Origin of the sequence: Pseudocolwellia agarivorans (genome assembly GCF_002000085.1) — a bacterium.
GTDB lineage: Bacteria > Pseudomonadota > Gammaproteobacteria > Enterobacterales > Alteromonadaceae > Pseudocolwellia > Pseudocolwellia agarivorans.
In genome coordinates this window covers 28730-51625 of record NZ_MUZU01000020.1, presented here as the reverse complement: position 1 = coordinate 51625, position 22896 = coordinate 28730, and the positions used below count along the sequence as shown (strand labels likewise).

The following is a 22896-nucleotide window of genomic DNA, read 5'->3' as shown; positions in this document are numbered from 1 at the left end:
TTTGGTGTCGAGTTTGGCACTTATGGTTTAGAAGAATACGTTTCTTTACAAACCATTAAAATGTCGAAATAGTCAGGTCATAAATCTCACTTTATTTGTATTTTAATGTAACCTGTGGGGGGGGGCACTTAATAAATAACTTCTGTTCGGCTTAAGTTATTTTCCTCAATAATACTATTGTATTCAGATCGCCATTCACTCATAACACAAAGTTAATGTTATGAGTGAATGGATTTTATAAAGATAATTAATTGTAATATGTTTATCTAAAGTACTTATGAGGATTTTGACGTCCTGTCCTGAAATAGCCTCTTGATTGGTAACGGGTATATAAAGTTACTCTATTGGACTACCAAATATATTCAATTCAGTAACAGCCCAAGCCACTTTAGAACTACCATTTTTAAGCGTGAATTTAATAAACTTAGCTTGTTGACCTAGCGTTTCACTTACTCTAGTTGCGCTCTTTTCAATATTTGAATCAACGGTTTTCCAGTTTTTTCCGTCGATAGAGAATGTTAAATCGAAAGCGTTGGCACAGTGATGTTTCCACTTGTTACACTCCATCACAACTTGTGAAATTTGATAAACATTGGGCAGCTCTACCTGCAGCCACATACCTATTTCTTGTAAACTCTCGCTTCCCCATTTAGCCCAATCTGCTTTGCCATCAATTAAAGCGTCGAAATTTTTAGGATTATGGCTAGCGCTAAATTTCCATTGAGTTTTATTGGTTAATTCATTCCCGTAGGTTTGGTTTAATTCACTTATTGTCCACGGAGTATTTCTCTTGTTTAAGGCTTTAAGTGTTTTAACGTGATTAGCGGTAACCATTGAAGCTTTGTTATTAAAATTATTTCTAACATACGTTAATACATCAGCTATCCATTGGTCGTTATTTGATGCGATTGAAGCCATTATGCCACCAACATAATTCTTTTCTTCAATAGGCCCCGTTAAGCCATGTAAAACAATACTGCCAAGACTCGCTAAATTACCATTAACACGAGCATTGTTATGAAATGATGGTGCAATTAACTGTTCACCTGCAGGTGTGCCTTTACCGTCTTTGCCATGACAACTTGCACATAATGAATTGTAGTTTTGCGCGCCACGTTTTAACGACATTGCCAATTCTTTGTTGCCTTTAGCTAAAGCAGCCGACTTTTCTTTTTCCACTATTTGATATGTAATCGCCTGATTAATCGCTGCTATGCTTTTATGTTCAGGATATTTAGCCATAATTTGTTTACGGATTTTGCTTTGCTGTGTAGTTGGCGTATCAACATAGAAGGTAGATAAAAATATTTGCTGCGTTAGTTCAATATCGGCTTTTGAAAGCAATGATTGCCAAACATCAATGATGCTTTTATCTGATTTACTGACCAACTGTTCCGATATTCTTAAAGCTGCGGTACGAACATTACTATCAGTGTCTGAAAAAGCTGATACTAATAAATCTTTATCGATTATACCTAGCCCTTCTAATGTCCAAAGCGCATGTAAACGTGCATGGCTATTTTTATGGTTTTTAACTATATTTTTAAGTTCTGGTACAACTGATTTATCTTGTGAAAGCACAATGAGTTTTTGCGCATTAATACGCCACCAATGATTGGCATGCGCTAGGTGTTTGGTTAATTCAATAGGTGTTTCAGCGTACATGTTCGGCTTTGCGCCTAATTTGATTTCTGGCTTAGTTATACGGTAAATTCGGCCACCACCAACGATATCTGCTAAGCCAAATTTATCGATTACCTTTCTTAGAAATGAACCTTTTCTAGTCCAATTTCCTTCTTGAATAATTCCGCGGTACATATCAACAATATAAAGTGTGCCGTCTGGGCCTGTTTCACTCCAAACTGGGCGAAATGCAGCGTCAGTTGATGCAATAAATTCTTTACGTTCTGCCTGATAAGGATGGCTAATAGTGGTATAACCATCTTTACGTACTACTTCAGCGCGGCGAATTAAGTTGCCTACAGGTTCAGGTGCAATATAGTTTCCATATAACTCAGGCAGTTTATCGCCTAAGTAAATATTTTGGCCGGCAATGCCAGTAATATGATTTAAGGTGTTATCTTCTCTTAAACGTTTGGGGCCACCTTGTACATCAGGCGTTGTTTCAATCGGAAATACTTCGTTAAAACCCTCAGTTGTTTCACCATTAATAGGAATTATCCCGTAAACACTCGGAAACTGAAAACCAAATACAGGGTTTTCTCCACCGGCGGAAGAATAATAAAAACGTCCGGTTTCATCTTGCCCAAGACCCCATTGTCCTCCGCCGAAGAGTATTTCTTGACGTGTTACTTTGCCATTTTTTATTCGGTAGCGTTGATTGCTGTAAGTAACATATAACCAGTTATCAATTCCCCAAATTAAGCCGCTTGGTTGGTGTTCTAAATTACCGCCGCGAGGACCACCTTTAAAAATGGTGGTGCGTTTATCAGATATACCATCACCATCTAGATCTTCAATTAATAATAAATCAAAGGTATTGGTTTCACGGGCTAATATTTTTCCATCTTCAAGTGGCAAAATCATGCGAGGTAAAAGTAAGTTTTCAGCAAATACCGTATAACTATCAACCACACCATCGTTATTAGTATCTTCAAGTCGCTTAATACGACTTACAGGGTTCATTTGCCCTGTACCATCAGCATCTTGCATATAAGTCAGCATTTCAGCGACATACATTCTGCCTTTACCATCAAAGGTCATTAATACGGGTTCTTCAATGGTTGGTTCATGAGCAACAAGTTCAGTTATAAAACCGTCTTGCACGACTATTTTTTCATGAGATGCTTGTGGCGAAAGACCAACAATTTTATTTAATTGTTTTTTGTATCCATCGCCATGTTTATGAACTTTTGAACTGTCAGCTTTACTTGGTTTTTCTGATGAATTAGCTGAATGTACATCTTCACTATCAGTTGGAGAGTTACAGCCTAGCTGTAAACAAAGGGTTAAATAGAGTAAAGGTCTACTGATTATTCTTATCATAGTTTGGCTCATTTGAATGGTTCATAAAATCGTGAACAATATTTTTATAATCTAGCGTTAGCTATGCGATGAAAAATATCACATTTATGAGGAAAACGTTATATTTTATTAGTGAAGTATTGTTTTTGTTAGTAACGTGTGGAGTGGGTCAAATAGATATCTATCATTAATACGGATTTTAAGCTTGTATATAGGTTTTAAAATCTAGAAGAATGAGAAGCTGCACCAAAAATGGCTTACCTAATAAAGAGTACGATAAAAGCGGTAATAATCCACGCAAGCATTCTACTACCTAAATTCTCTGAGTCTTTCCTAATATGAGTAAATGCTGGTATTGAAGATTTCCGTGTACATGATTTTCGTCATACATGTGCTTCAAGGCTTGTTCAGAATGGTATGACGGTTCAAGAAACTGCTCATATATTAGGGCATTCAAATATCGCAACTACAATGCGATATGCACACTTAGAAAAGAATCAAGTGGCTGAGAAAATGAAAGCTGTGATTGATCGGTTTAATGATTTATAACCCGAGTATTTTATAAATGAAAATACATTTATTTAACTATTTTTCTAATTATATTCAAATGACGATCCATATGATCGTCAATTTCTTTTTTGAAAAGTTCTAATTCGCCCTGAAGTGATACAACTGAGCATGAATTTTGAGGACAATTATCAACCTGACTTTCTGATAATTCTGAAAGGTTTCTTTTTAATATCTCTGACTGTTTTAACAAAGTATTTAGTTTATTATTTGTCACTGAGAATTGTGATTCAACGCTTGCCGCTTGAGTGTTTTCTTTTCCATTGCTCGTAAAAAACATTAAAGATATAGCTATTGCGACTAATGCTACTGATACACCATTGTAGAATATTTTTGCTTTAGTTGTACTGTGTAGTTTTTTCCACCATAAAAACTTGATTGCACTAGATTCACCGATAGCTTGAGTTAGTCCAATTTCGGGAAGATCATCTTTGATCTCATTTTCTAGATCTATGCCTTTTAACACTGCGCCTTTAAGTAATGGGTGGTACCAATACACATCAACAAAAAAAACTAAATTCCAAACAAATAGAGCTACTAGGGCTATCAAGCTACCCACTGGAATTGTTGACTCGAATATATTTATTTCATAATTTGACTTAAGACTCACACCGATAACACTGATAAATGCAGAGATAATTAGTAAACCAAAGTTTCGAACTTTCATTTCTAAGTCATTAAAATGTTGTTGTACATCGATAACTTTTTTCCAAACTTCAACATTTAGTTTAAGCTTCTCTAGTGCTATTTCTTTATCGTTCATGGACTAGCTCAATTTGCTTGTGAATTTTTGAAATGAAAAAAGTGTGAGTATTTCTTCAAACGCATTAATAGTGTAATTGGGTGGATTATTATGACTTTGTTCTTTTATTTTTATTTCTCGTTGAACGTCTTCATTAGTCCAATGAGTAACAGCTCTTAATAAATCATAATCCGAAGTGTTACCTGAAAAATGCGCGGTTCCGTATTTAGCAAATACATCAGAAACACCAGCTTGTTGTGCCATATCCATATCTTTCATTTCACTATCTCCCACGTAAATACAATTTGAAGGAGTTGAGCCTATATCTTTTATTATATCTAACAATAAAGTAGGGTTAGGTTTGAACTCCCCATCAGGAGTGAATTTGTGATCCATTTGACTAAATTCAAATTTTGTATGTGTTCCTTCACTGTCTGGTAATTCATGATCAGGTGGAGAGTATAAAACGTCGATATAGTTGTCTAAACCCAGTTTTTTAATTCTATATGAGGTGTAATAAGATTTTGATTCAGTATAAGCAACTATATATACACCAATTTCTTTTAATTTTTTTAAGGTATCTTCTACCGTATCGTATAGTTTTAAGTGATGTTTACGTGCTTTTCTAAAAGCATAAATAGCATCATTCATCACTTCTTTGATATTTTCCGGCTCTCCATAAAGCTTTTGGAGACTAGGTAGACTTTCAAGTAAGAAAGCGTATTCGGCAGTACCGTGTTTTTGATGGATGCTTTTCATCTCAGAGAGAATAGTTTCTTTGTTTACACCTGAAATTGAACATATACGCTCAATCATTGCAAAGTTACTTGCATACCAAACGCCAAACCAGTCAAATAGTGTATTATCTAAATCAGTAATTAAGACGTTTTTTTTCATAATGGATTCTTTAAAATAGTTAAGGTTTTTAGGATAGCTATAGTTTTTTAACTATTGTATCAGGGCTCTTTATTGCGTTATTTTACACGTAATAAAGAGTAAGTCGATAAGACTGACTACTTTAAACAACAAACTAACGGATATCACTGGTGCTAATACCCAGTTCGGATATTTACACCATCAACTAATTTACCCTAATAAAATTCACCCGCAGTTTTAGTGAGTTGTATACCAACCTATATACCCTAAGCAACGGATCAAATCCTTTTTTCACCGTAGAAATCACTTAATAAACTTTTTTATTCTGATGGAATTACCCTAATATCCAATGTGCCCTAATTGGGTTTATTCAAAACAGGGTGTATTTTGTGCCTATTGATATCACGAAATAAATAATAAACTGACGTGTACACCACTAATAGTGCAGGGTAGATAAAATATTGGTGTAAGTGAAAATTGATTTAGAATTTAACCAATCGCTAGATACAAAAAAGCCCTAACCGAAGTTAGGGCTTGAATGAATGGTGCCGACTGCCGGAGTCGAACTGGCGACCTACTGATTACAAGATAGCGGCTTGGTATAGCTAAAGTCGCCATTAATGCAGTTTAACTAGCTGAATAATATATTGAAATACAATTATAGCCCTATGATTTATTGACGTGAAATTCAATATTAAGCTCTTTTCTCGTAATTACTTTTAACTTCTATTGACTCTATATACCTTAGAATTGAGTTCGCAACATGTTCTGCCATTTTTACAGGAACCGCATTTCCAATTGCCAATTCCATAGCTGTCTTACTGCCATTAAACTGAAAATTCTCAGGGAAAGTTTGTATGTAACTTCGTTCTTTCGTTGTAAGTGCTCTTACTATAGAGATATCTTTTGATTTATCAGCAGAATGAATAACATAGTTTTGTGGGATTGGACGGTTAATGCCTCGTATTGTTGCGCTAGGTTCATTAACTGAAAATATAGCTCGCCTTTGATAGCTTCTCGGGTGCATATAATAATATTCAGTATCCAGCTTATTCCCAAAGTATTCTTTTACTGTCAATGGTTTTATAGAGTGGTTACTTAATAACTCCTCTGTTAAAAAATCGTCTTCAGAATATAAATGTGCTACTAAAAAAAATCTTTTTCTAGCTTGAGGAACGCCTAAATAACTAGAATCTAAAACTAACTGGGTTATTCCATAACCTGAACGTTTTAAAATATCTAAAGTTTCAGGCAATATCTTGCTACGAGTTATATTGTAAACGTTTTCCATCACAACCCATTCAGGTCTTATCTTTTGAATTATTTCGGCATATCTACGTGTTAAATTAGCTCTTTGTCCATTTTCATTTCTTTTTCCTGCAATTGAAAAGTCTTGGCAAGGGGGGCCCCCAATAATCATATTGGGAGAAAATCTTGCAATGTCATTATCAACATCGCTATTGGATAAGTCTTTTAGGAAAATAGGGTGATCAAAATTATCTTTATACACGTCAACTGCATGCTTCCAGTTATCAAACGCAGCATTTATAGAAAAACCAGCATTTTGAAACCCCAAAGACATCCCGCCACAACCAGAGAATAGATCTACAACCTTCACTTAAATACACTCACTTTTCTTTATATAATTTTTTAAAGCTGATCCAACATATTCAGCAAGTTTAACTGGTACAGCGTTACCTATCATTAGATTTAAATTTGTTTTAGTCCCAAAAAAATTGAATTCTTCTGGGAATGTTTGTATATAGCTTCTTTCTTTTACTGTAAGCGCTCTAACTTTATCACCTATTTCGACTAAGTCACCAGGATGCTTTTTGTAACCTTTAGGAATAGGTCTATCAACTCCACGAATAGTTACGCATGGTTCATAGATACTAAATATTGCTCGTCTATTGTAATTTAAAGGGATTCTAAAATAATATTCTACACCTAAAGAATCACCTAAATAATCAAAAATAGACATTGGCTTTTGAGCTAACTTTTCATTTAAAGCATCAGATAAAAAGTGGTCTTCACCACCTAAATGACCAATCAGAAAAAAGCGTTTACGTTTTTGGGGAACACCACACAAAGATGCATCTAATATAGTTTCTGTTAAGCCGTAGCCAGCTTGCTTTAATATATTCTTAGCTTGTTTCAAAACGCCACTTTTAGTTATTCGAGATACGTTTTCCATGACAAAGAACTTTGGCTTAACAGATGAAACAATATTACTAAATGTGACTGTTAAATCAGCTCTTTTACCATTCTCATTTCTCTGTCCTGCACTAGAGAAATCTTGGCATGGTGGACCACCTATCAATATATCAGGCTCAAAAAACTTTAATTCGTCTTTAACTGATTCGTCACTAAGGTCTTTCACATAAGCTGGATGAGTAAAATTCTTTTTATAAACTTCAACCGCTGGTTCCCAGTGGTCATATGCTGCTTGAATAGAGTAACCACAATTCTGAAATCCTAATGTCATTCCTCCACAGCCTGAGAATAAATCTACTACTTTCATTAACGCCCTAAAAATAATTTTAATTGTTCAAGTTTTTACAATACTTAAATCTACAGATTTTTAAACAGCATTATAGCTTAAATACTAGATATTTTTACAGTGTTTTTATTGCAAATTTATCCACAGTCGATACTATATATTTTTTTATAGTAATCCGTTAGTTAAACGGCCTACACCAGTATATGTATTTTAAAATGGACTTTCAGAAGGATAAATAGATGCCATTAACTTGGAATGAAATTAAAAACAGAGCTCTTGCATTTTCCAATAAATGGATAGATGAAACTTCTGAACAATCCGAAGCAAAAACATTTTGGGATGGATTTTTCGATGTATTTGGTGTTGATAGAAAGCGTGTAGCTACTTTTGAAAAGCATGTTAAAAAACATGATGGAAAAGATGGGTTTATAGATCTTCTCTGGAAAGGCGTCATGCTTGTAGAACATAAGTCGAAAGGGAAAAGTTTAGACAAAGCTAAAACCCAAGCGTTTGATTATTTTGATGGATTGAAAGATCGAGATTTGCCTAGATATGTAGTTGTCTCTGATTTTGCACGTTTTAGGCTTTATGATCTAGAAAATGATACTTATAGTGAATTTCAACTAGAAGAACTACATGAAAATGTTTACTTATTTGGTTTTATAGCTGGTTATACAACAAAGCCATTAAGAGAACAAAAAGCTGTAGATATTCATGCGTCTGAAAGCATGGGGGAATTATACGAGCAATTGATCAAAATTGGTTATAAGGGACACGCTTTAAGTCTTTATTTAGTCAGGTTACTCTTCTGCATGTTTGCGGACAATACAGGTATTTTTGAGCGACAGCAATTTAGGATTTTTCTTGAAGACCGAACAGCCGAAGATGGTTCAGATTTAAGTAATTATCTGAACGAACTATTCCATATATTAAATACACCTACTGCTGAACGTTTTAAAAACTTAGATGAACAAAAGATGGCTTTTCGACATATCAACGGAAAGTTATTTGAAGAGAGTTTGCCATTAGCTTCTTTTGATTCAGACATGAGACAACTATTACTTGATTGCTCTGCATTAGATTGGTCTCAAATATCTCCAGCAATTTTTGGATCGTTGTTTCAATCTGTGATGGATGGGAAATCAAGACGTGAACAGGGGACTCACTATACCAGTGAAGCTAATATTCTTAAAGTTATAGAACCACTTTTTTTAGATAGCCTAAGAGAAGAGTTTGACCTTGCACTAGATGATAAAAACAAACTTTTAATTTTTCTTGATAAACTTTCCAATCTTAAATTTTTTGATCCGGCTTGTGGGTGTGGAAACTTTTTAGTTGTTGCCTATAGAGAATTACGGATACTGGAAATGGATGTTATTCAAACCCTTGTAGATAAAGGTTGGCTTGACGTTGAAGTGATTTCTCTGTTTAAAGTTAATATTGATCAGTTTTACGGTATTGAAATAGAAGAATTTCCAACTCAAATAGCCAGAGTAGCAATGTGGTTGATTGATCATCAAATGAATTTAGTTGCATCTATAAAGTTTGGATTTTACTTAGCACGTATTCCTTTAAATAACAGTTCAACAATCGTAATTTCCAATGCATTGTTGATTAATTGGGAAGATATTATTCCTGCAGATGAAGTTTCGTTTATATTTGGTAATCCTCCTTTTTCAGGGGCGAAAGAAGTAAGTAAAAATAAAAGTAAAGCCAAAGACAGAGCTACTGTACTTGGTCATATCAAAAACTATGGTTTACTAGATTATGTAGCTGCTTGGTATGTGAAGTCTGCAGAATACATTAAGAGAAATAATAAAGTGACATGCGCATTCGTTACTACAAATTCATTGGTGCAAGGAGAGCAACCGGGGGTTATATGGGAGTGGTTGCTTAATCAAAAAATTCAAATACACTTCGCACATCGTGCATTTCCTTGGAATAATGAAGCGAAAGGAAAAGCTGGAGTTCATTGTGTAATTATTGGTTTTGGTTCACCAACTTCAACTTCTAAGTTCTTAATAGATTACTCTAATGCAGATGGTTCGCCAGTTCGAACTACCGTTTCGAACATAAATCCATATTTAGTTGACTATAAAAATTTAACTCTTAAACGTCGATACAAGCCCATATCTGAAGTAACAAAATTGAAAATTGGTAATAAGCCAATAGACGATGGAAATTATATATTTTCGGAAGAAGAGAAGAGAGAATTTATCGTAAAAGAGCCAAAATCTAAAAACTATTTTAGGCCATACATTGGTGCTGAAGAATTAATAAATGGTGGCTGCCGTTGGTTTTTATGGTTAGGCGATTGTGAGCCAAGTGTACTAAAAAAAATGCCTCATGCTCGAAAAATAGTTTCGTTAGTAAAGAAATTTCGAGCTGATAGTAAAAGCAAACCAACACAAAAATTAGCTAACTTTCCTACTCGTTTACATGTAGAAAATTTTCCAGAAGAAAACTATTTAATTATTCCTGAAGTATCTTCGGAAAGACGAGAGTTTATTCCAATTGGATTTGAAGTTCCAAGTACCATGTGTAGTAATTTAGTAAAAATTATGCGCTCATCAGATCTTTATCATTTTGGTGTTTTAACATCAACCATGCACAATGCTTGGACTAGAGCGGTATGTGGCCGTTTAGAGAGCCGATATAGGTACTCAAGTAATATCGTATATAATAATTTCCCGTGGCCTGAAGCTCCTACTGCAAGTCAGTTGAATTCTGTTAGAAAAGCAGCTAAAAAAATATTGGATGTGAGAAAACTCTTCAAGAAAGAAACTCTTGCTGATTTATATGATCCAGACTCAATGCCTCCAGAACTAAAAAAAGCTCATATGAACTTAGATAAAATTGTCGATAAAGTTTATAAGAAAGAGGAGTTTGATTCAGAGAGAGAAAGGGTTGAATTCTTATTTGAACAGTATGAGCGGTTATTAGATTAATTTGAGGATAAATCTGGTGTAGAACAGACTGTTTCACTTTGAAATCATAGAAGTATTTTTGCGTTGTATTTTTCATAAATACAACCTTAATTACAGAGAGAACTGATTGTCGAGTAGCAACTTAGTTACATGAAATTTGGTTGGTATTACGGGTAAGTGTAGAAGCTTACCCTATCTAGGCCGAACAACTGACTATCAATAATTAACTTGGTTACTAGTATTGCCTTGTGAATATACTCGAAATTCAAAAATTTACCCTAGCTATACCGAACAACTGATATGCAATCCGTTGTTCCCCGTTATTACTAAAGGGGATTAAAGCAACTAGCACTAAATTTGAAACTAAGACCCTATTTCTTGATGTAATTACTGCTGATTTTTCGATAAATACCTTGGAAGCAATGAAGGTATTAACATGACACTATCCGATATTAAACCTATAAAACCAACACCACCGAAGAAACCACGTAAACCTAAAAAGCCAATTAAAGGTGTTGTAATTATTGATACTAAAAAAGCAGATAAAACAGATGATAATTAATTAACTTTACTTGGTTAACAAAAGTTTTGTTATTAATAACCGCTACAGTTTAAATAAAACTATCTGGTTAATCTGCTTTGATTAATTCTGGCTCACTAATTTGATTATGTGTTTTGGGTTTATCGATTTGGTGAGCGGTTAAATTTTGTGGAATATGTGGTGTAAGTAAATGATTGAAGTTATCGACATTTGTATTGCTAGTATCTAACCATGAATTAATCAGTGAATCATTTTGTGGTAGCATTAATGGCATAGCTTTACTGTGTATATGCTTTAACTTTTCATGTGGTGGTAAAGTAATTACTGAACAGGAAGTAGTGACTTCACCTGTTTGCTTATTAATCCAATCTCTTGCTAAACCACCTAATAAGATACCACCATTTTCTGCTTGCATATCGTAATAATGAACAGGCTTTTTATTGTGAAATTCAGTTTCACCAAAGCCTTTAACTGCAATAATGCAACGTGATTGCCGATATGCTTGATATCCAGCACTTCTTGGTGTGTTTAATTTATCAAATCTTGTATTAAATGATGTGTATTTTGATGGTTTAAAGCCGTTTTCGTGCTGTTCTAACAATAACCACCATATAGCGTTTTGAACAATTCTACTTTCATTAACATTTCTTACGATTGAAACGGTATCAGCAGCGCTAACAAACCTTTTATCGATAGGTTTATCAATGACTTTATTAATGTTTAAGCTGGTATAACGTTTTTTTACACCGCTATCAAATGTTGCATTAAATCTGCCGCACATAACTGGAGTTTAGTTTTAGTAATTAACTTTTATCAAGTTTAACACCTTATTTTAGGTATATGTTGCCAATTAGAAGTGTACTGTGGACTAAGAAAGTTGCGCTTCATATTCCACTTTTCTGTTTCTCCTGCACTGGCAATGTTAATACTCCCTTGACCATAGCGGTGATTAATTTTATCTAAGCACTGCATTAGCTTTGGATTAGTATTATCAGGTGTAAATAAATCAGCTTGATAAAATTTATTACTGGTTAATTCAATAGCACCAACACCACAACGATAAAAACTCACTCCTGATTGATAAATGTTAGGTAATACAGTTGATACTGCACTGGCTAGTTGATTAGTGTTATCGGTTGGTATCGCAAAGGGGTAAACAATCGCTTGTTTGTAGTAGTAATCATCATGCGGTGAACTGGCAGCAAATATCATGAGTTTATGGGTTTTTGATGATTGCTTACGAAGCTTTCGCGCAACTATCGTAGCGTGGCTAGCAAGTGCTGCATGTAATGTGTGGTAGTCAGTAATTCGTTGCCCAAAACTACGGGTAGAAAATATCTCTTTTTTAGGCTCTTTTACTTCATCCCATGAAAGACATGAAATACCGTTTAATTCACTTACTGTTCGTTCAGTTACAACACTAAATTGTTTTCTTATATCTTTTGGGTTTTGCTCTGCTAAATGTTGAGCCGTTGTTATACCTTGTAAACTAAGTTTTTTAGCAATACGCCCTCCAATACCCCATACATCACTAGTTTTCATTTGATTTAAAATGGGTTTAGCAGCTTCAATGTTGTTAATAACAGCAACACCATCAAAACCCACAAGTTTTTTAGCGGCATGATTTGCCGCTTTTGCTAAGGTTGCTGTATGGCCAAAGCCAACACCAACAGGTAAGCGTGTTTCTTGCCAAATAGCTTGCTTTATTTGATGGCCGTATTGATGCCAATTATTAATGGCTCGATGAAAATTATCGAAATGCAAAAAGGCTTCATCAATTGAATAAATGTGGTGGTTATCACAATACCTAGCGATCACAGTCATCATTCGCTCAGACAAATCAGCATATAGCTCATAGTTTGATGATCGAATAACTACTTGGTGTTGATAGAGTAAGTCTTTGATTTGAAAAAAAGGTGTAAACTTAGGAATACCTAGTTGTTTGGCAATAGGGCAAACGGCACAAATACAACCATCGTTGTTTGTTAAAACAACAACAGGTTTATTGCGAATGCTTGGATCAAACACCTTTTCAGCTGACGCATAAAAGGAGGTTGCATCAACTAAGCAATACATGCCACTAACTCAGGTGCTTTATGGTGTAATCGAATAGAACGGGTGACTACACCTTCAACTTGAAATTCATCTTGCTCTGAAATAGTAACAGGTTGGTGATATTTAGATGCGGATATTAATCGTGCTTGTACTTTATCAATGAGTTTGCATACAAAACATCCATTGTAATTAGCAACAATAACATCACCATTTTTGGCAGATATTGCGCGATCAACTATCAGTAAATCACCATCAAAAATACCTACACCTTGCATAGATTCACCAGAGGCTTGCCCAATAAAGGTAGCATTTGGGTGTCTTATCAATAACTGATCAAGTGATAAACCTAACTCCTTGTATTCCGCTGCTGGCGATTCAAATCCTGAAATACCCGCTTCAATGTATATAGGAATAACTTTCATACAAACCAAAACTATACTGTAAAAATATACAGTATAGTTATAAAGTGATCATTAATAAAGAAATTATGATTTAGTTGTTTTAGTTGGTCCTTTAACTTTAGCTAATTCAGTATCTAAGAAACCTTGCTTGGTAGCATCGATAATCGTATCAATGACCGTTAACAATTCACCTTTGTTACCAACATCAATCGTTGGTTTGTTCTTTTGAATTTCCAATGATTTAGTACCGTATTTGATCTCAAAATAATACTTACCAGTCGATTGATAAAACCAAGGGCGAACACGTTTAGGGCGTTTTACTTTTCGTTTTTCACCTGATTCATCATCAGTAATGAATACTTCCTTATATGCAACAAAATCAGTGTTATCTAGTAAACACTTAACCATAGCACGCTGCTCATTTAAACGAGTAATCAACTTATTGCGTTTTACTTCAATAGGGTTGATAGCTTCAACTTTTGGTTTAGCGATAAAGCTTAATACTTGTAGTGGGTTTGCTTTAGTCATAGTAACTCCTGATTAATTTAGTAGGATTACCATCAAGCCAATTAACTTATAGGGCAACGGTTACTTTTGTTGGCTTTTAATCTTGTTGGTTGGATGGTGTAACTACCAAAGTTAAAGGATATTGTCATGCTAACCACAAAACAAGTTAACGATATTGCATTAATAGTTTTAGATGCTGATATCGATATTAAAAACTACAATGAAGTCGAAGAGTATGTCGGCTTGTTACTAGAAAATATTGCAGGGTGTGAGTGTTTATCTGATGATGAGTTTAAAGCTATTGTGCAACAAGTACGTGTAATGATAGAAACGCTACCAAACTGTTAAATTAACTCCCAACACCATAGCTGTAGCCAAATAATATTGGCACAGTTTTATTCCTTTTATAGGATATCCAGATCCGCTAACTTATTTTTTATTAAAGGGTAAGGTTAAGTTATCAGTAAACACAATTTCTGCGTTTGGTTCCCTCTTTACTGCAAAGCCAGAAAAAGCAGATGATTATTAACAAACAAAAGTTTCTGTAGCTGTTACTAGTAATTAATTAACAGCACTAGTTTATAAAAATATAGTCTGTTTTTTCTGCTTTTACATTGTAGAATCGAGTTTCGATTTTATCAGTAGTACTTTGTATGCCAGTTAATTACTTAAACACAATTATTGATACGCATTGTTTTGACGAGTTAGTAGTTAACTCCACATCAGATAATAAACCGCTCTATATAAAGCTATTTCAATCAGCATTAACCTTCATAAAAACAAAAGATTATATCTGGGATGATGGTTTTGTAGATCCAAGCTTTATTCAGTGGGGGATCGATTGGGTTAATGAGCATGATGATGAATATATCGAATCTAAGTTAAATGAGTATGTTACCCACATTACTCGTTTAATGAATGACTTTGATGGTTATTGGTTTAAGCAAGAGATCATCGACATATTAGAAGATGAACATTACTTTGCTGAAAATTTTGCGATTACTGCAATAGTATATGCTGTAAATGGATTAACTGACAATAATGATAAGTTTCTTTATTTGGCTACTCGATGTGAAAGTTTCATGTACTTTGCTGAAGTGGCTGCCAAATCGTTGTTACGTGCTGAAGAACAAATCGACAGTCGTAATAAAGGCTTAAAGAAGTCTAAGAGTAAAAGAAGTCGTAAATCACCAATTGCACTTAAAATTGATCACTTAGCTAGCACCATTTGGCAACAACTACCTGAGCTAAGTAGCTCTGCTGCGGCTGAAAGCATTTATTCAAATCTGTCATGGGTGCTGAGCAGTTATCAGGGATATCAATGTAAAGCTTTCTATGAGCTAGGGTTATCTGACGAAGTATCTTCAGACGATGATGTTAACAATCATGCAATACCACACCCTGATAAAGATGATGTTATTTGTATTCCTACCAAGTTAAAAAGTGTTGATGCAATCAGAAAGCAAATAACACCCTTAAAGCCTAATACCGATAGAAAGAATAATTCCAGAGACTACATTCAGCAAGTACAGAAAATACTTGCTCCTGAGCTGACTTGTTCTAGTCCTAGCTGCCAGTGCAAAAATAAATTCTAGAAAAATTGGAAATTGGTAACCCGTTTCCAATCGTCCAATTTAAAATCCTTAATATTCTCAATCGAACGGTGACCAACAACGGCTCACCACCTTTTGTTTATTTAATTTTAAGGATTTACACATGACTATTTTATCTAACGCAACATCAATGGTATCACGTGGCTGTTCGGTATTCCCATTGGTAGCAAACGAAAAGTACCCTGCGGTTAAAAGCTGGAAAACAGAGCACACCAATGACCCTGAGGTTATCGAAAAGTTATTTGCAGATAACTTATATAACCTTGGTATTCCAACTGGCTCAATTAGCAACGTTATTGTTATCGACATTGACATTAAAGATGGTAAGAACGGGTTAACCGCTTTAGCTGAAAAATTTGGTGATACTTTTGAGCCATCACAAGATGTGTTTATGCAGAAAACACCAACAGGTGGATTGCATATATTTGTCGATTGGACCGACAGAGAGCCACTGAAAAATGGTGTCAATATACTTGGCATGGATGGTGTTGATATTCGTGGTGAAGGTGGTTTTGTTGTTGGTGCTGGCTCTACTCTTATTGTTGACGGTGAAGAAGTTGAGTATAGAGTCAAAGATATTGAAGCCCCATTTGCTGAAGTAACTGGCTGGATTGAAGAGTTACTTGCTGAATATCAGCAAGGGAAACCACAAGCAGTATTTGACCCGACTAAAGCAATGGAAGGTGTTGATGTTGGTAAACGCAATGACACGCTTTTCCGTTATGCCTGTCACTTAAAAGGTCATGAGCTCGACATTGGTTTTGTTACTGGCTTTATTAAACATGCTGCTAGTTTGTGTCAGCCACCGTTTCCAGAAGATGAAGCCGAGCAAATTATTGCTAATGCTTTTGCTTACGAGCCTAAGTTTCGTAAGCCAACTAAAGTTGTAACATCGCTAGAGGAGTTATTGTAATGACCGCAGTATCTCTTACTAACTCTAATTTACCTAGCTACTACATTGAGTATGCTGAAGTACTAGCAACAGGTAATGCAGACTTTAATACAATCAAAGCATTTGCGGATTTAGACGAACCGTTTGCGTATACAGAGCTTGGTAATGCCAAGCGCTTACCAGAGCTGACCAAAGGGCACCTTGTATGGGTGCCTGAGATTGAAAAGTTTGCTGTGTATAAAAATGGCCGTTGGAAAACTGATGAAGACTTTGCTCATTTTCGTGTGATTGATTTACTGCTTGAAAACCTAAATGCAGAAATTGGCTTTTATGCTGTGTTGATTAGGCAGTTAAAAGGTATGGCACATGAGCATAATGCAAAGCCTGTACTTGAAGAATTTCAGCGCAGAATGAAAGCTATCCGTAGCCATATGCTTGCTTCACAGCGTAAATCGGTGATCACGGCAACGATGGATTTATTCAAAGCGCAGCCAGGTATTTCAGTATCGTATAAGGATTTTGATAGTAAGGGTCATTACCTTGGGTGCACTAACGGCATTGTTGATTTAAGAACAGGGGAATTCATTGAAAACGATCCTGCTTACTTAATGATGAAGTCGGCAGCAGTAGTGTTTGATTCAAAGGCTGAATGCCCTAAGTTCTTAGCATTTTTAAACGAAATATTTCAAGGCGACCAAGACAAAATTGATTACCAGCAACAGATACTAGGGCAAGCGTGTATTGGTTCGATGAATAAAGATACGCTAACGCTTGAAGTTGGTGATGGTGCTAATGGTAAATCGGTTAAAAACGACTTGGCAATGCAGATCTTAGGTGATTATGCTGCGCAAGTGTCACCTGATGCCTTTATGGGGAAGACGGATAAACCTGAATACGTGCAAGCTAACTTACTTAATGTGCGATTTGTATGTATGAACGAGTCAGAGCGTGGCGATAAATTAGCGGGTGCTGTGGTTAAATCTTGTGTTGATAGTGGCATGGTGACTGCTCGCCACCCATATGGTCGTGGTTTTCAATATCAGCCGTTTTACACACCTGTATTATTGACTAACTTCATGCCTTACATCTCGTTAGATCCTGCTATCTGGCGACGTATAAAAGTGATCCCTTTTGACTATACCGTACCAAAAGAAAAGCGCGATCCTAACTTGCGTAAAAAGTTATTCGATGAAGAAGCAGCTGGTGTCTTAAATTGGATGATAGCTGGCGCTATGCGTGTACTTGAGCAAGGCAAAGTGATAGTGCCACAGTCGATTCTGGACATCCAAGACGGCTTTAAACTTGAGTTTGATAAGGTGGGTCAGTTCTTAAATGAATGTTGTGTAGAGCGCACTAGCACTAAGCCACCTGAAAAAATGAAAGTTCGTATTACGCCACTACGTAAAGGTTATGACAAGTGGTGTAAAGATAATGGTTATCGCGCAACGTCAACCCGTGACTTACGTGCCGAGCTTGAAAAGAAAGGCTTTCGAATCGCTAAAAGTACAGGTGGTCACGAATACGTTTACGGTGTCGAAATTAAAGATTTCGGTGATTCTATATCACTGATACTCCCTGAAGATGAATCCCAGTCATTAATGGATTTGTAATTTTTGTTTAACCGCAGAATTAGCAGATGTTATTGATGATACTTAAGTAGTGTATTGCAGTAAGTTGTAATTGTTTACCACTACTTTGTTGGATTTATCTCATCTGCTTTTTCTGCTCACAGTTTAGTTGCTCAATATAGGAGAATTTACCATGAGTACAGAAAAGAAGTTTAACCTTGAAACCCTTCGTCAAGCTATGCGAGAAGCGTGTGAAACCAATGATATTGATCATTATATACAAGGTTTATATGGTCCAACGGATGAACAGTTAGATGCTGAGCATGAAGAAGAATTTCGTTTGTTTATGGATGAGGTGGATCTGGCAAAAAGGTTGTCACTAGTTGAGTTCTTAGGTGAAGTAGTTAATCCAGATTATGTGCATAATTTGGTAGACGAGCCACCAAAAGCTTTGGTAAATGATATTTATCGCTTGTATACCGAATGGTGTAAGTTAGCCGATATGCCAACATTGAACGAAAAAACGTTCTTACATGGTTTATACCTTTTCGGGTTTGTTAGTGAAAACTGGCATATAGGTATTGAAGGAATCACTGGCATCGGTATCGTCGAAACTGATACTGAAATTCGGTTGAATCTTGTACCTAATTGTCATGCAGAGCTTAATTAGCCATTAATGTAACAACAGATGGAGCAGATAGTAACTTAACAACTTAATACTGAGATTTAATATTTTATAGAAAACCTTAGTAACTTTTTTGTAAGAAATCTATCTGCTTTATCTGGTATTAAAGTAATGAAGTAAGCAAATCACCAAATCCCACCAGAGAACCGTTAATTTGATAAGTAATATTACTACTAGGATTATACCAACCAAGTGGCTCGCCGTTTGGATTTCTTATTTCAATTCGATAGTTACTTAATCGGTGTATAAATCCCTTCAAACTACCGTCAGCGTTTTTTAATGTGGTTACTGCCATATAGTTATTTCCTTAATAATTTTAACTAAAACCAGCATCAAACCAATTACCAAATAAGGCAACGGATTAGTGTGAAAACTGGGTGTTAAATTCCTTGTGTTTGCTGTTGTCAGTAGGCGAGTAACGGATGGAAAGTAATGTCATATCAACGGATAAATTAGGAAATCGTTATGACATTAATTAAACAAAAATCAGGTATTTTTCAGGTGCGTTTTATGGTCGATGGTAAGACGTATCAAAAATCATCACAAACCAAGAACAAAGCCAAAGCACAACAAGTTGAACGTCAGTTTCGCCAAGAAGTGTTAGACAAAAAGTTACTTGGTGCTAAAGATACAATCACGTTGTATGGCGCATTAGATAAGTTTCAGTTATCAAAAGTTGACTTAAAGTCCTATGGTGATGTTTGCGGTCAAATTCGTGGTTTAAAAACGTATTTTGATGATAAACCGCTACATGATTTATCTACTGCTGATGTTGAGCATTATGTATTAACACGTAGACAAGAAGGAAGAGCAGCACAAACCATTGAACACGGTATTATTCAGCTGCGTGGTTGTGTCGATTATATGGAACGACTTGATTACCAAGTACCAACGATTAAGTTTCCAAAAATTAAAATACAAAATCAGCGATTACGGATGCTAAGCCGTGACGAAGAAATTCGGTTATTAAACGAGCTAGAGCCCAATAATACCAAATACTACAAAAAACTAACGCCAAATACTGAAAAAGGTGAATTACTTAAACAACGTCAAGATAACTATGATTTAGTGGTTTTATTGCTTGATATTGGTGCTAGGTATAGTGAAGTAGCAGAGCTTTCATGGCAGCAAGTTGATTTAACAAATAAAACCATTTTGCTTAAGCGTAGTAAAACGAATAATGAAGCGGTGTTATATATGTCAAATCGCGTGTATCAGGTGTTAAAAAGAAGAAGTGAACATAAGGTACATCAGAAATGGATATTCACCGATAAATCGGGAAATAATCCACGTAAGCATTCAACCATTGCTATTCGCCGTGCTATTGAAAATGCTGGTATTGAAGATTTTCGTGTACATGATTTTCGTCACACTTGTGCTAGTCGATTAGTGCAAAATGGTATGACGGTTCAGGAAACTGCTCACATTTTAGGACATACCAATATTGCTACCACAATGCGCTATGCACACCTTGAGCAAAATAAAGTTGCTGAGAAAATGAAAGCGGTGATTGATCGGTTTAACGACTAATGAAAAGTCCTATGTCAATATCGACAGAGGACTTTATCGATATACTAAAAGGTTGCAATTTTAGATAAAATTGCAACTTTCTCCTTATCAAGGGAACTATTACTAATGTCGATAGCTGGTTGGAATATATTCATATCCATTTCAAAGTGATTAAATTCGTTCAATAATGTTTTGCGGGACATAAAAAATACACGATTGCTTATAGCTTCTTCGCTATTTCCCTTAAATGCGGCACTTATAATATTGGTTAACATATCGTGTTGATTGGTATTTACATTGAAAGTATCCACCAATTTTTTTTCTACACTCAGCCTAAGAAATAGGTAGTTGAGTGTATGTGTGAGTGTCTTAGATAAAAGAGGATAGTTATCAGGAGAAAGGCCAGTTAGGTTAGTATGATCGAAATTGATAATATCTTCAGCTGACAATTGATGTTCTTGCTCTATAACACCTTCTCCCAATACTTGATTATAAATTTCAGTTAGATTTACCTTTGTTGTTTCGTAACCATGCATTAATTTTGTTAACTGATTTTTTTGCTCTACGAGCCCAAAAATTTGACAACACCCTCTTAAAAATGGGCTTATGGCTACTATGAAATTTCTTTCATCTATAATTTCATTTTTAACATCATTACGTAAGAAGTTGAGGAACTCATGAATATAGAGCAGCAGTTTTACTTCATTATTATTAACTTCAATAAAGCCGTTATTCTCTCCGGCTGTGTTGTTGAAGTAATATAAGTTAAGGCTATTTTTTTGTTGGTGTTCTAATAGTTTTATTAGATCCGTATTATGAGTTAAAACAATAGTTTTTTTCCCAGATAGTATTCTTAATATAGCGAATGCAATTTTATTTTTGTAAATAGAGTCAAAACTTGAAATTGGATCATCAAGAATAATTAATTCTTGCTCTGAATTCTTTGCTTTTAATAGTTCGAATGCTAAAGACAGAAAATTTTGTTCGCCATTACTTAAGTTGAGTTTTTGCCTTTCTTTTTTTAGAAACTCTTTATCTCCTAACAATAACTTTAAGTTTCCATTTTTATCACGAATTAAAGAAATTTTTCTCTCTAAACAATCGTTTAAAAATTTTTCTATGAAAAGAATATCTTCATTTTCAAATTTTGGTTGCTCTTTCTTTAGTTCTCGATACTCAGTAACTGAATCAGTTAAATTGGTTTGATTAGTTTTTTGAATTATTTCATTTGTAATTAAGGGGGGGAATAGCCCTCTATAGAATAATAGTTCCGCAGTTAAAGCATCAATTTCAGTTCTATCATTAGAGTTTAATGCGGTTCTTAATTTTTCTTTTATTTGAAAAGGGTCTGCTACTGTAGTGTTGTTAATTATTTGCTCAGCAATTACTTTCGTTGTTTTATCTAGTTTAGATATGGAATATTCTCGTTGTTGGTTTTTTAACTTAAGCTGATTATCTGTATCAATATTACCATCGCAAACGACACAATCAGTAACATGACTGTACTTCTCAATTATAGTTATCGCATCAATCTTTTCTTCATACTGAACAATGTGTTTTTCATCATCATTCATCGCAAATTGATGTTCCAAAATAGCCCTAATAGCTGATGCTTTATTGCTGTATTCGTTGATGAAAAACCGAAGCTTTATTTCATCGTGTTCGGGAATATTTTCTAGTTGCAGTGAAGATATGTAGTCAATGAACTCATCTCTGTCTATTTCTTGTCCTTTGGATTTTGTATTTGCGATATCTGACAAATAATTTTTAATATTTGCATCTGAAATTAAGTCGTCAAATGGAGTTTTTTTAGTTTTAATTACAAAGTTATCTTTAAGTGTCTTTGGTAAGGTACGAGTAAATAACTCTTCAAAGCTGTTATCAATTAAGGTCTTGAGTTCATACTCTCTTTTAATGTTATCACCTAAAATAAAATCTTGTGTTTCGCCTTCTATGATATTGCGATCATTTTGATCAGATATAACATGTGCTATTTTGTCGTCTTCATTAGTAAAGGTAGCTCCATTAATATCAACGTTATACTCCCCTTCCTGAGATATCACTTTAGAAAAGCTGGTTTTGCCAGTTCCATTGGGCCCGTATATTACAGCTACTTTTTTAGTGCTAATATCTATGGTGTTATTTGTGGTTAAGTTAGCAAACTCAGGGCAAAAAATAGTTTCTTTAGCGATCGATTTAATTGTTAAAAGCATGTTCAATCCTTGAATTTTAAAATTACTTAAACATAACAAAAGCATAGGACTATATGTAGCCTTAATTTTAAAATTCACTGAGTAGTTACGGATATCACAGGTGCTAATACCCAGTTCGGAATTTTACACCAGCAGATAATTTACCCTAATTATCACAATACCACTAAAACTGTGGGGTAGGGAATACCCAATTAATTCCAAGTAACGGATTAAATCCTTTTTAACCTGTAAAAATTGCCTGAAAAACGAGTTTACCTAGATGAATTTCCCCTAATACCCAATTTGCCCTAGTGGTGTTTTTTCGAGATAGGTTGG

The 22896-nt window shown here is 35.0% G+C and carries 20 protein-coding genes; 9 read left to right on the top strand and 11 right to left on the bottom strand.

Annotation, left to right across the window (positions count from 1 at the left end; translation table 11 throughout):
- Positions 1-336: 336 nt before the first annotated feature.
- Positions 337-3006 carry a DUF7133 domain-containing protein gene (locus B0X80_RS19415; RefSeq protein ID WP_077343339.1) on the bottom strand — a complete coding sequence of 890 codons (2670 nt, stop codon included), beginning with the start codon at positions 3004-3006 and terminating at the stop codon, positions 337-339.
- A gap of 333 nt (positions 3007-3339) precedes the next feature.
- Between B0X80_RS19415 and B0X80_RS19410 the strand changes: the two genes are divergently transcribed.
- On the top strand, positions 3340-3534 hold the full coding sequence (locus B0X80_RS19410; protein WP_077343336.1) for a tyrosine-type recombinase/integrase: 195 nt from the start codon (positions 3340-3342) through the stop codon (positions 3532-3534).
- Positions 3535-3562: 28 nt separating this feature from the next.
- Here the strand turns inward: B0X80_RS19410 and B0X80_RS19405 are convergent, their stop codons facing one another.
- The 4 genes from B0X80_RS19405 to B0X80_RS19390 all read right to left on the bottom strand — a co-directional run bounded on the left by B0X80_RS19405 (position 3563) and on the right by B0X80_RS19390 (position 7691).
- Positions 3563-4315, bottom strand: coding sequence for a hypothetical protein (locus B0X80_RS19405; protein WP_077343333.1), 753 nt, complete (start codon positions 4313-4315; stop codon positions 3563-3565).
- A 3-nt stretch (positions 4316-4318) separates the two neighbouring features.
- Positions 4319-5191: an HAD family hydrolase gene (locus tag B0X80_RS19400; RefSeq protein ID WP_077343330.1), complete on the bottom strand. Its 873-nt coding sequence runs from the start codon at positions 5189-5191 to the stop codon at positions 4319-4321.
- A 673-nt stretch (positions 5192-5864) separates the two neighbouring features.
- Positions 5865-6788, bottom strand: coding sequence for a DNA cytosine methyltransferase (locus B0X80_RS19395; RefSeq protein ID WP_077343328.1), 924 nt, complete (start codon positions 6786-6788; stop codon positions 5865-5867).
- Entirely contained in the window at positions 6789-7691 is a 903-nt protein-coding gene (locus B0X80_RS19390; RefSeq protein ID WP_077343326.1) for a DNA cytosine methyltransferase, read from the bottom strand.
- A gap of 218 nt (positions 7692-7909) precedes the next feature.
- On the opposite strand from B0X80_RS19390, the gene B0X80_RS19385 reads away from it, so the two are divergent.
- Both B0X80_RS19385 and B0X80_RS20670 read left to right on the top strand, forming a co-directional pair.
- Entirely contained in the window at positions 7910-10618 is a 2709-nt protein-coding gene (locus B0X80_RS19385; protein WP_077343324.1) for a class I SAM-dependent DNA methyltransferase, read from the top strand.
- Positions 10619-11033: 415 nt separating this feature from the next.
- Entirely contained in the window at positions 11034-11159 is a 126-nt protein-coding gene (locus B0X80_RS20670; protein WP_281253034.1) for a hypothetical protein, read from the top strand.
- A gap of 67 nt (positions 11160-11226) precedes the next feature.
- Here the strand turns inward: B0X80_RS20670 and B0X80_RS19380 are convergent, their stop codons facing one another.
- The 4 genes from B0X80_RS19380 to B0X80_RS19365 form a co-directional block, all read right to left on the bottom strand.
- On the bottom strand, positions 11227-11919 hold the full coding sequence (locus B0X80_RS19380; protein ID WP_077343321.1) for an SOS response-associated peptidase family protein: 693 nt from the start codon (positions 11917-11919) through the stop codon (positions 11227-11229).
- 38 nt (positions 11920-11957) lie between these two features.
- Entirely contained in the window at positions 11958-13214 is a 1257-nt protein-coding gene (locus B0X80_RS19375; protein ID WP_077343318.1) for a Y-family DNA polymerase, read from the bottom strand.
- Positions 13202-13615, bottom strand: coding sequence for a LexA family protein (locus tag B0X80_RS19370; protein ID WP_077343315.1), 414 nt, complete (start codon positions 13613-13615; stop codon positions 13202-13204). The genes B0X80_RS19375 and B0X80_RS19370 overlap by 13 nt, the downstream gene beginning before the upstream one ends.
- Before the next feature lie 63 nt (positions 13616-13678).
- Positions 13679-14122: a DUF6641 family protein gene (locus B0X80_RS19365; protein ID WP_077343313.1), complete on the bottom strand. Its 444-nt coding sequence runs from the start codon at positions 14120-14122 to the stop codon at positions 13679-13681.
- 126 nt (positions 14123-14248) lie between these two features.
- Here B0X80_RS19365 and B0X80_RS19360 point away from each other — a divergent pair, with 126 nt between their 5' ends.
- The 5 genes from B0X80_RS19360 to B0X80_RS19340 all read left to right on the top strand — a co-directional run bounded on the left by B0X80_RS19360 (position 14249) and on the right by B0X80_RS19340 (position 18844).
- On the top strand, positions 14249-14449 hold the full coding sequence (locus B0X80_RS19360; protein ID WP_077343310.1) for a hypothetical protein: 201 nt from the start codon (positions 14249-14251) through the stop codon (positions 14447-14449).
- Between the two features lie 305 nt (positions 14450-14754).
- Positions 14755-15696, top strand: coding sequence for a hypothetical protein (locus tag B0X80_RS19355; protein WP_077343307.1), 942 nt, complete (start codon positions 14755-14757; stop codon positions 15694-15696).
- Positions 15697-15817: 121 nt separating this feature from the next.
- A complete protein-coding gene (locus B0X80_RS19350; RefSeq protein WP_077343304.1) occupies positions 15818-16627 on the top strand; it encodes a bifunctional DNA primase/polymerase in 810 nt (269 codons plus the stop codon).
- Positions 16627-18216: a DNA primase family protein gene (locus tag B0X80_RS19345; protein WP_077343302.1), complete on the top strand. Its 1590-nt coding sequence runs from the start codon at positions 16627-16629 to the stop codon at positions 18214-18216. Before B0X80_RS19350 ends, B0X80_RS19345 begins: the two co-directional genes overlap by 1 nt.
- 151 nt (positions 18217-18367) lie before the next feature.
- Positions 18368-18844, top strand: coding sequence for a hypothetical protein (locus tag B0X80_RS19340; protein ID WP_077343300.1), 477 nt, complete (start codon positions 18368-18370; stop codon positions 18842-18844).
- Positions 18845-18962: 118 nt separating this feature from the next.
- On the opposite strand, the gene B0X80_RS19335 is transcribed toward B0X80_RS19340, so the two are convergent.
- Positions 18963-19154 (bottom strand): hypothetical protein, encoded by a 192-nt coding sequence (locus B0X80_RS19335; protein WP_077343298.1) that lies wholly within the window; start codon positions 19152-19154, stop codon positions 18963-18965.
- A gap of 170 nt (positions 19155-19324) precedes the next feature.
- Between B0X80_RS19335 and B0X80_RS19330 the strand changes: the two genes are divergently transcribed.
- Complete coding sequence (locus B0X80_RS19330) at positions 19325-20389, top strand: tyrosine-type recombinase/integrase (protein ID WP_077343296.1); 1065 nt, start codon at positions 19325-19327, stop codon at positions 20387-20389.
- A 44-nt stretch (positions 20390-20433) separates the two neighbouring features.
- Here the strand turns inward: B0X80_RS19330 and B0X80_RS20490 are convergent, their stop codons facing one another.
- Entirely contained in the window at positions 20434-22581 is a 2148-nt protein-coding gene (locus B0X80_RS20490; protein ID WP_175623993.1) for an AAA family ATPase, read from the bottom strand.
- Positions 22582-22896 lie beyond the last annotated feature (315 nt).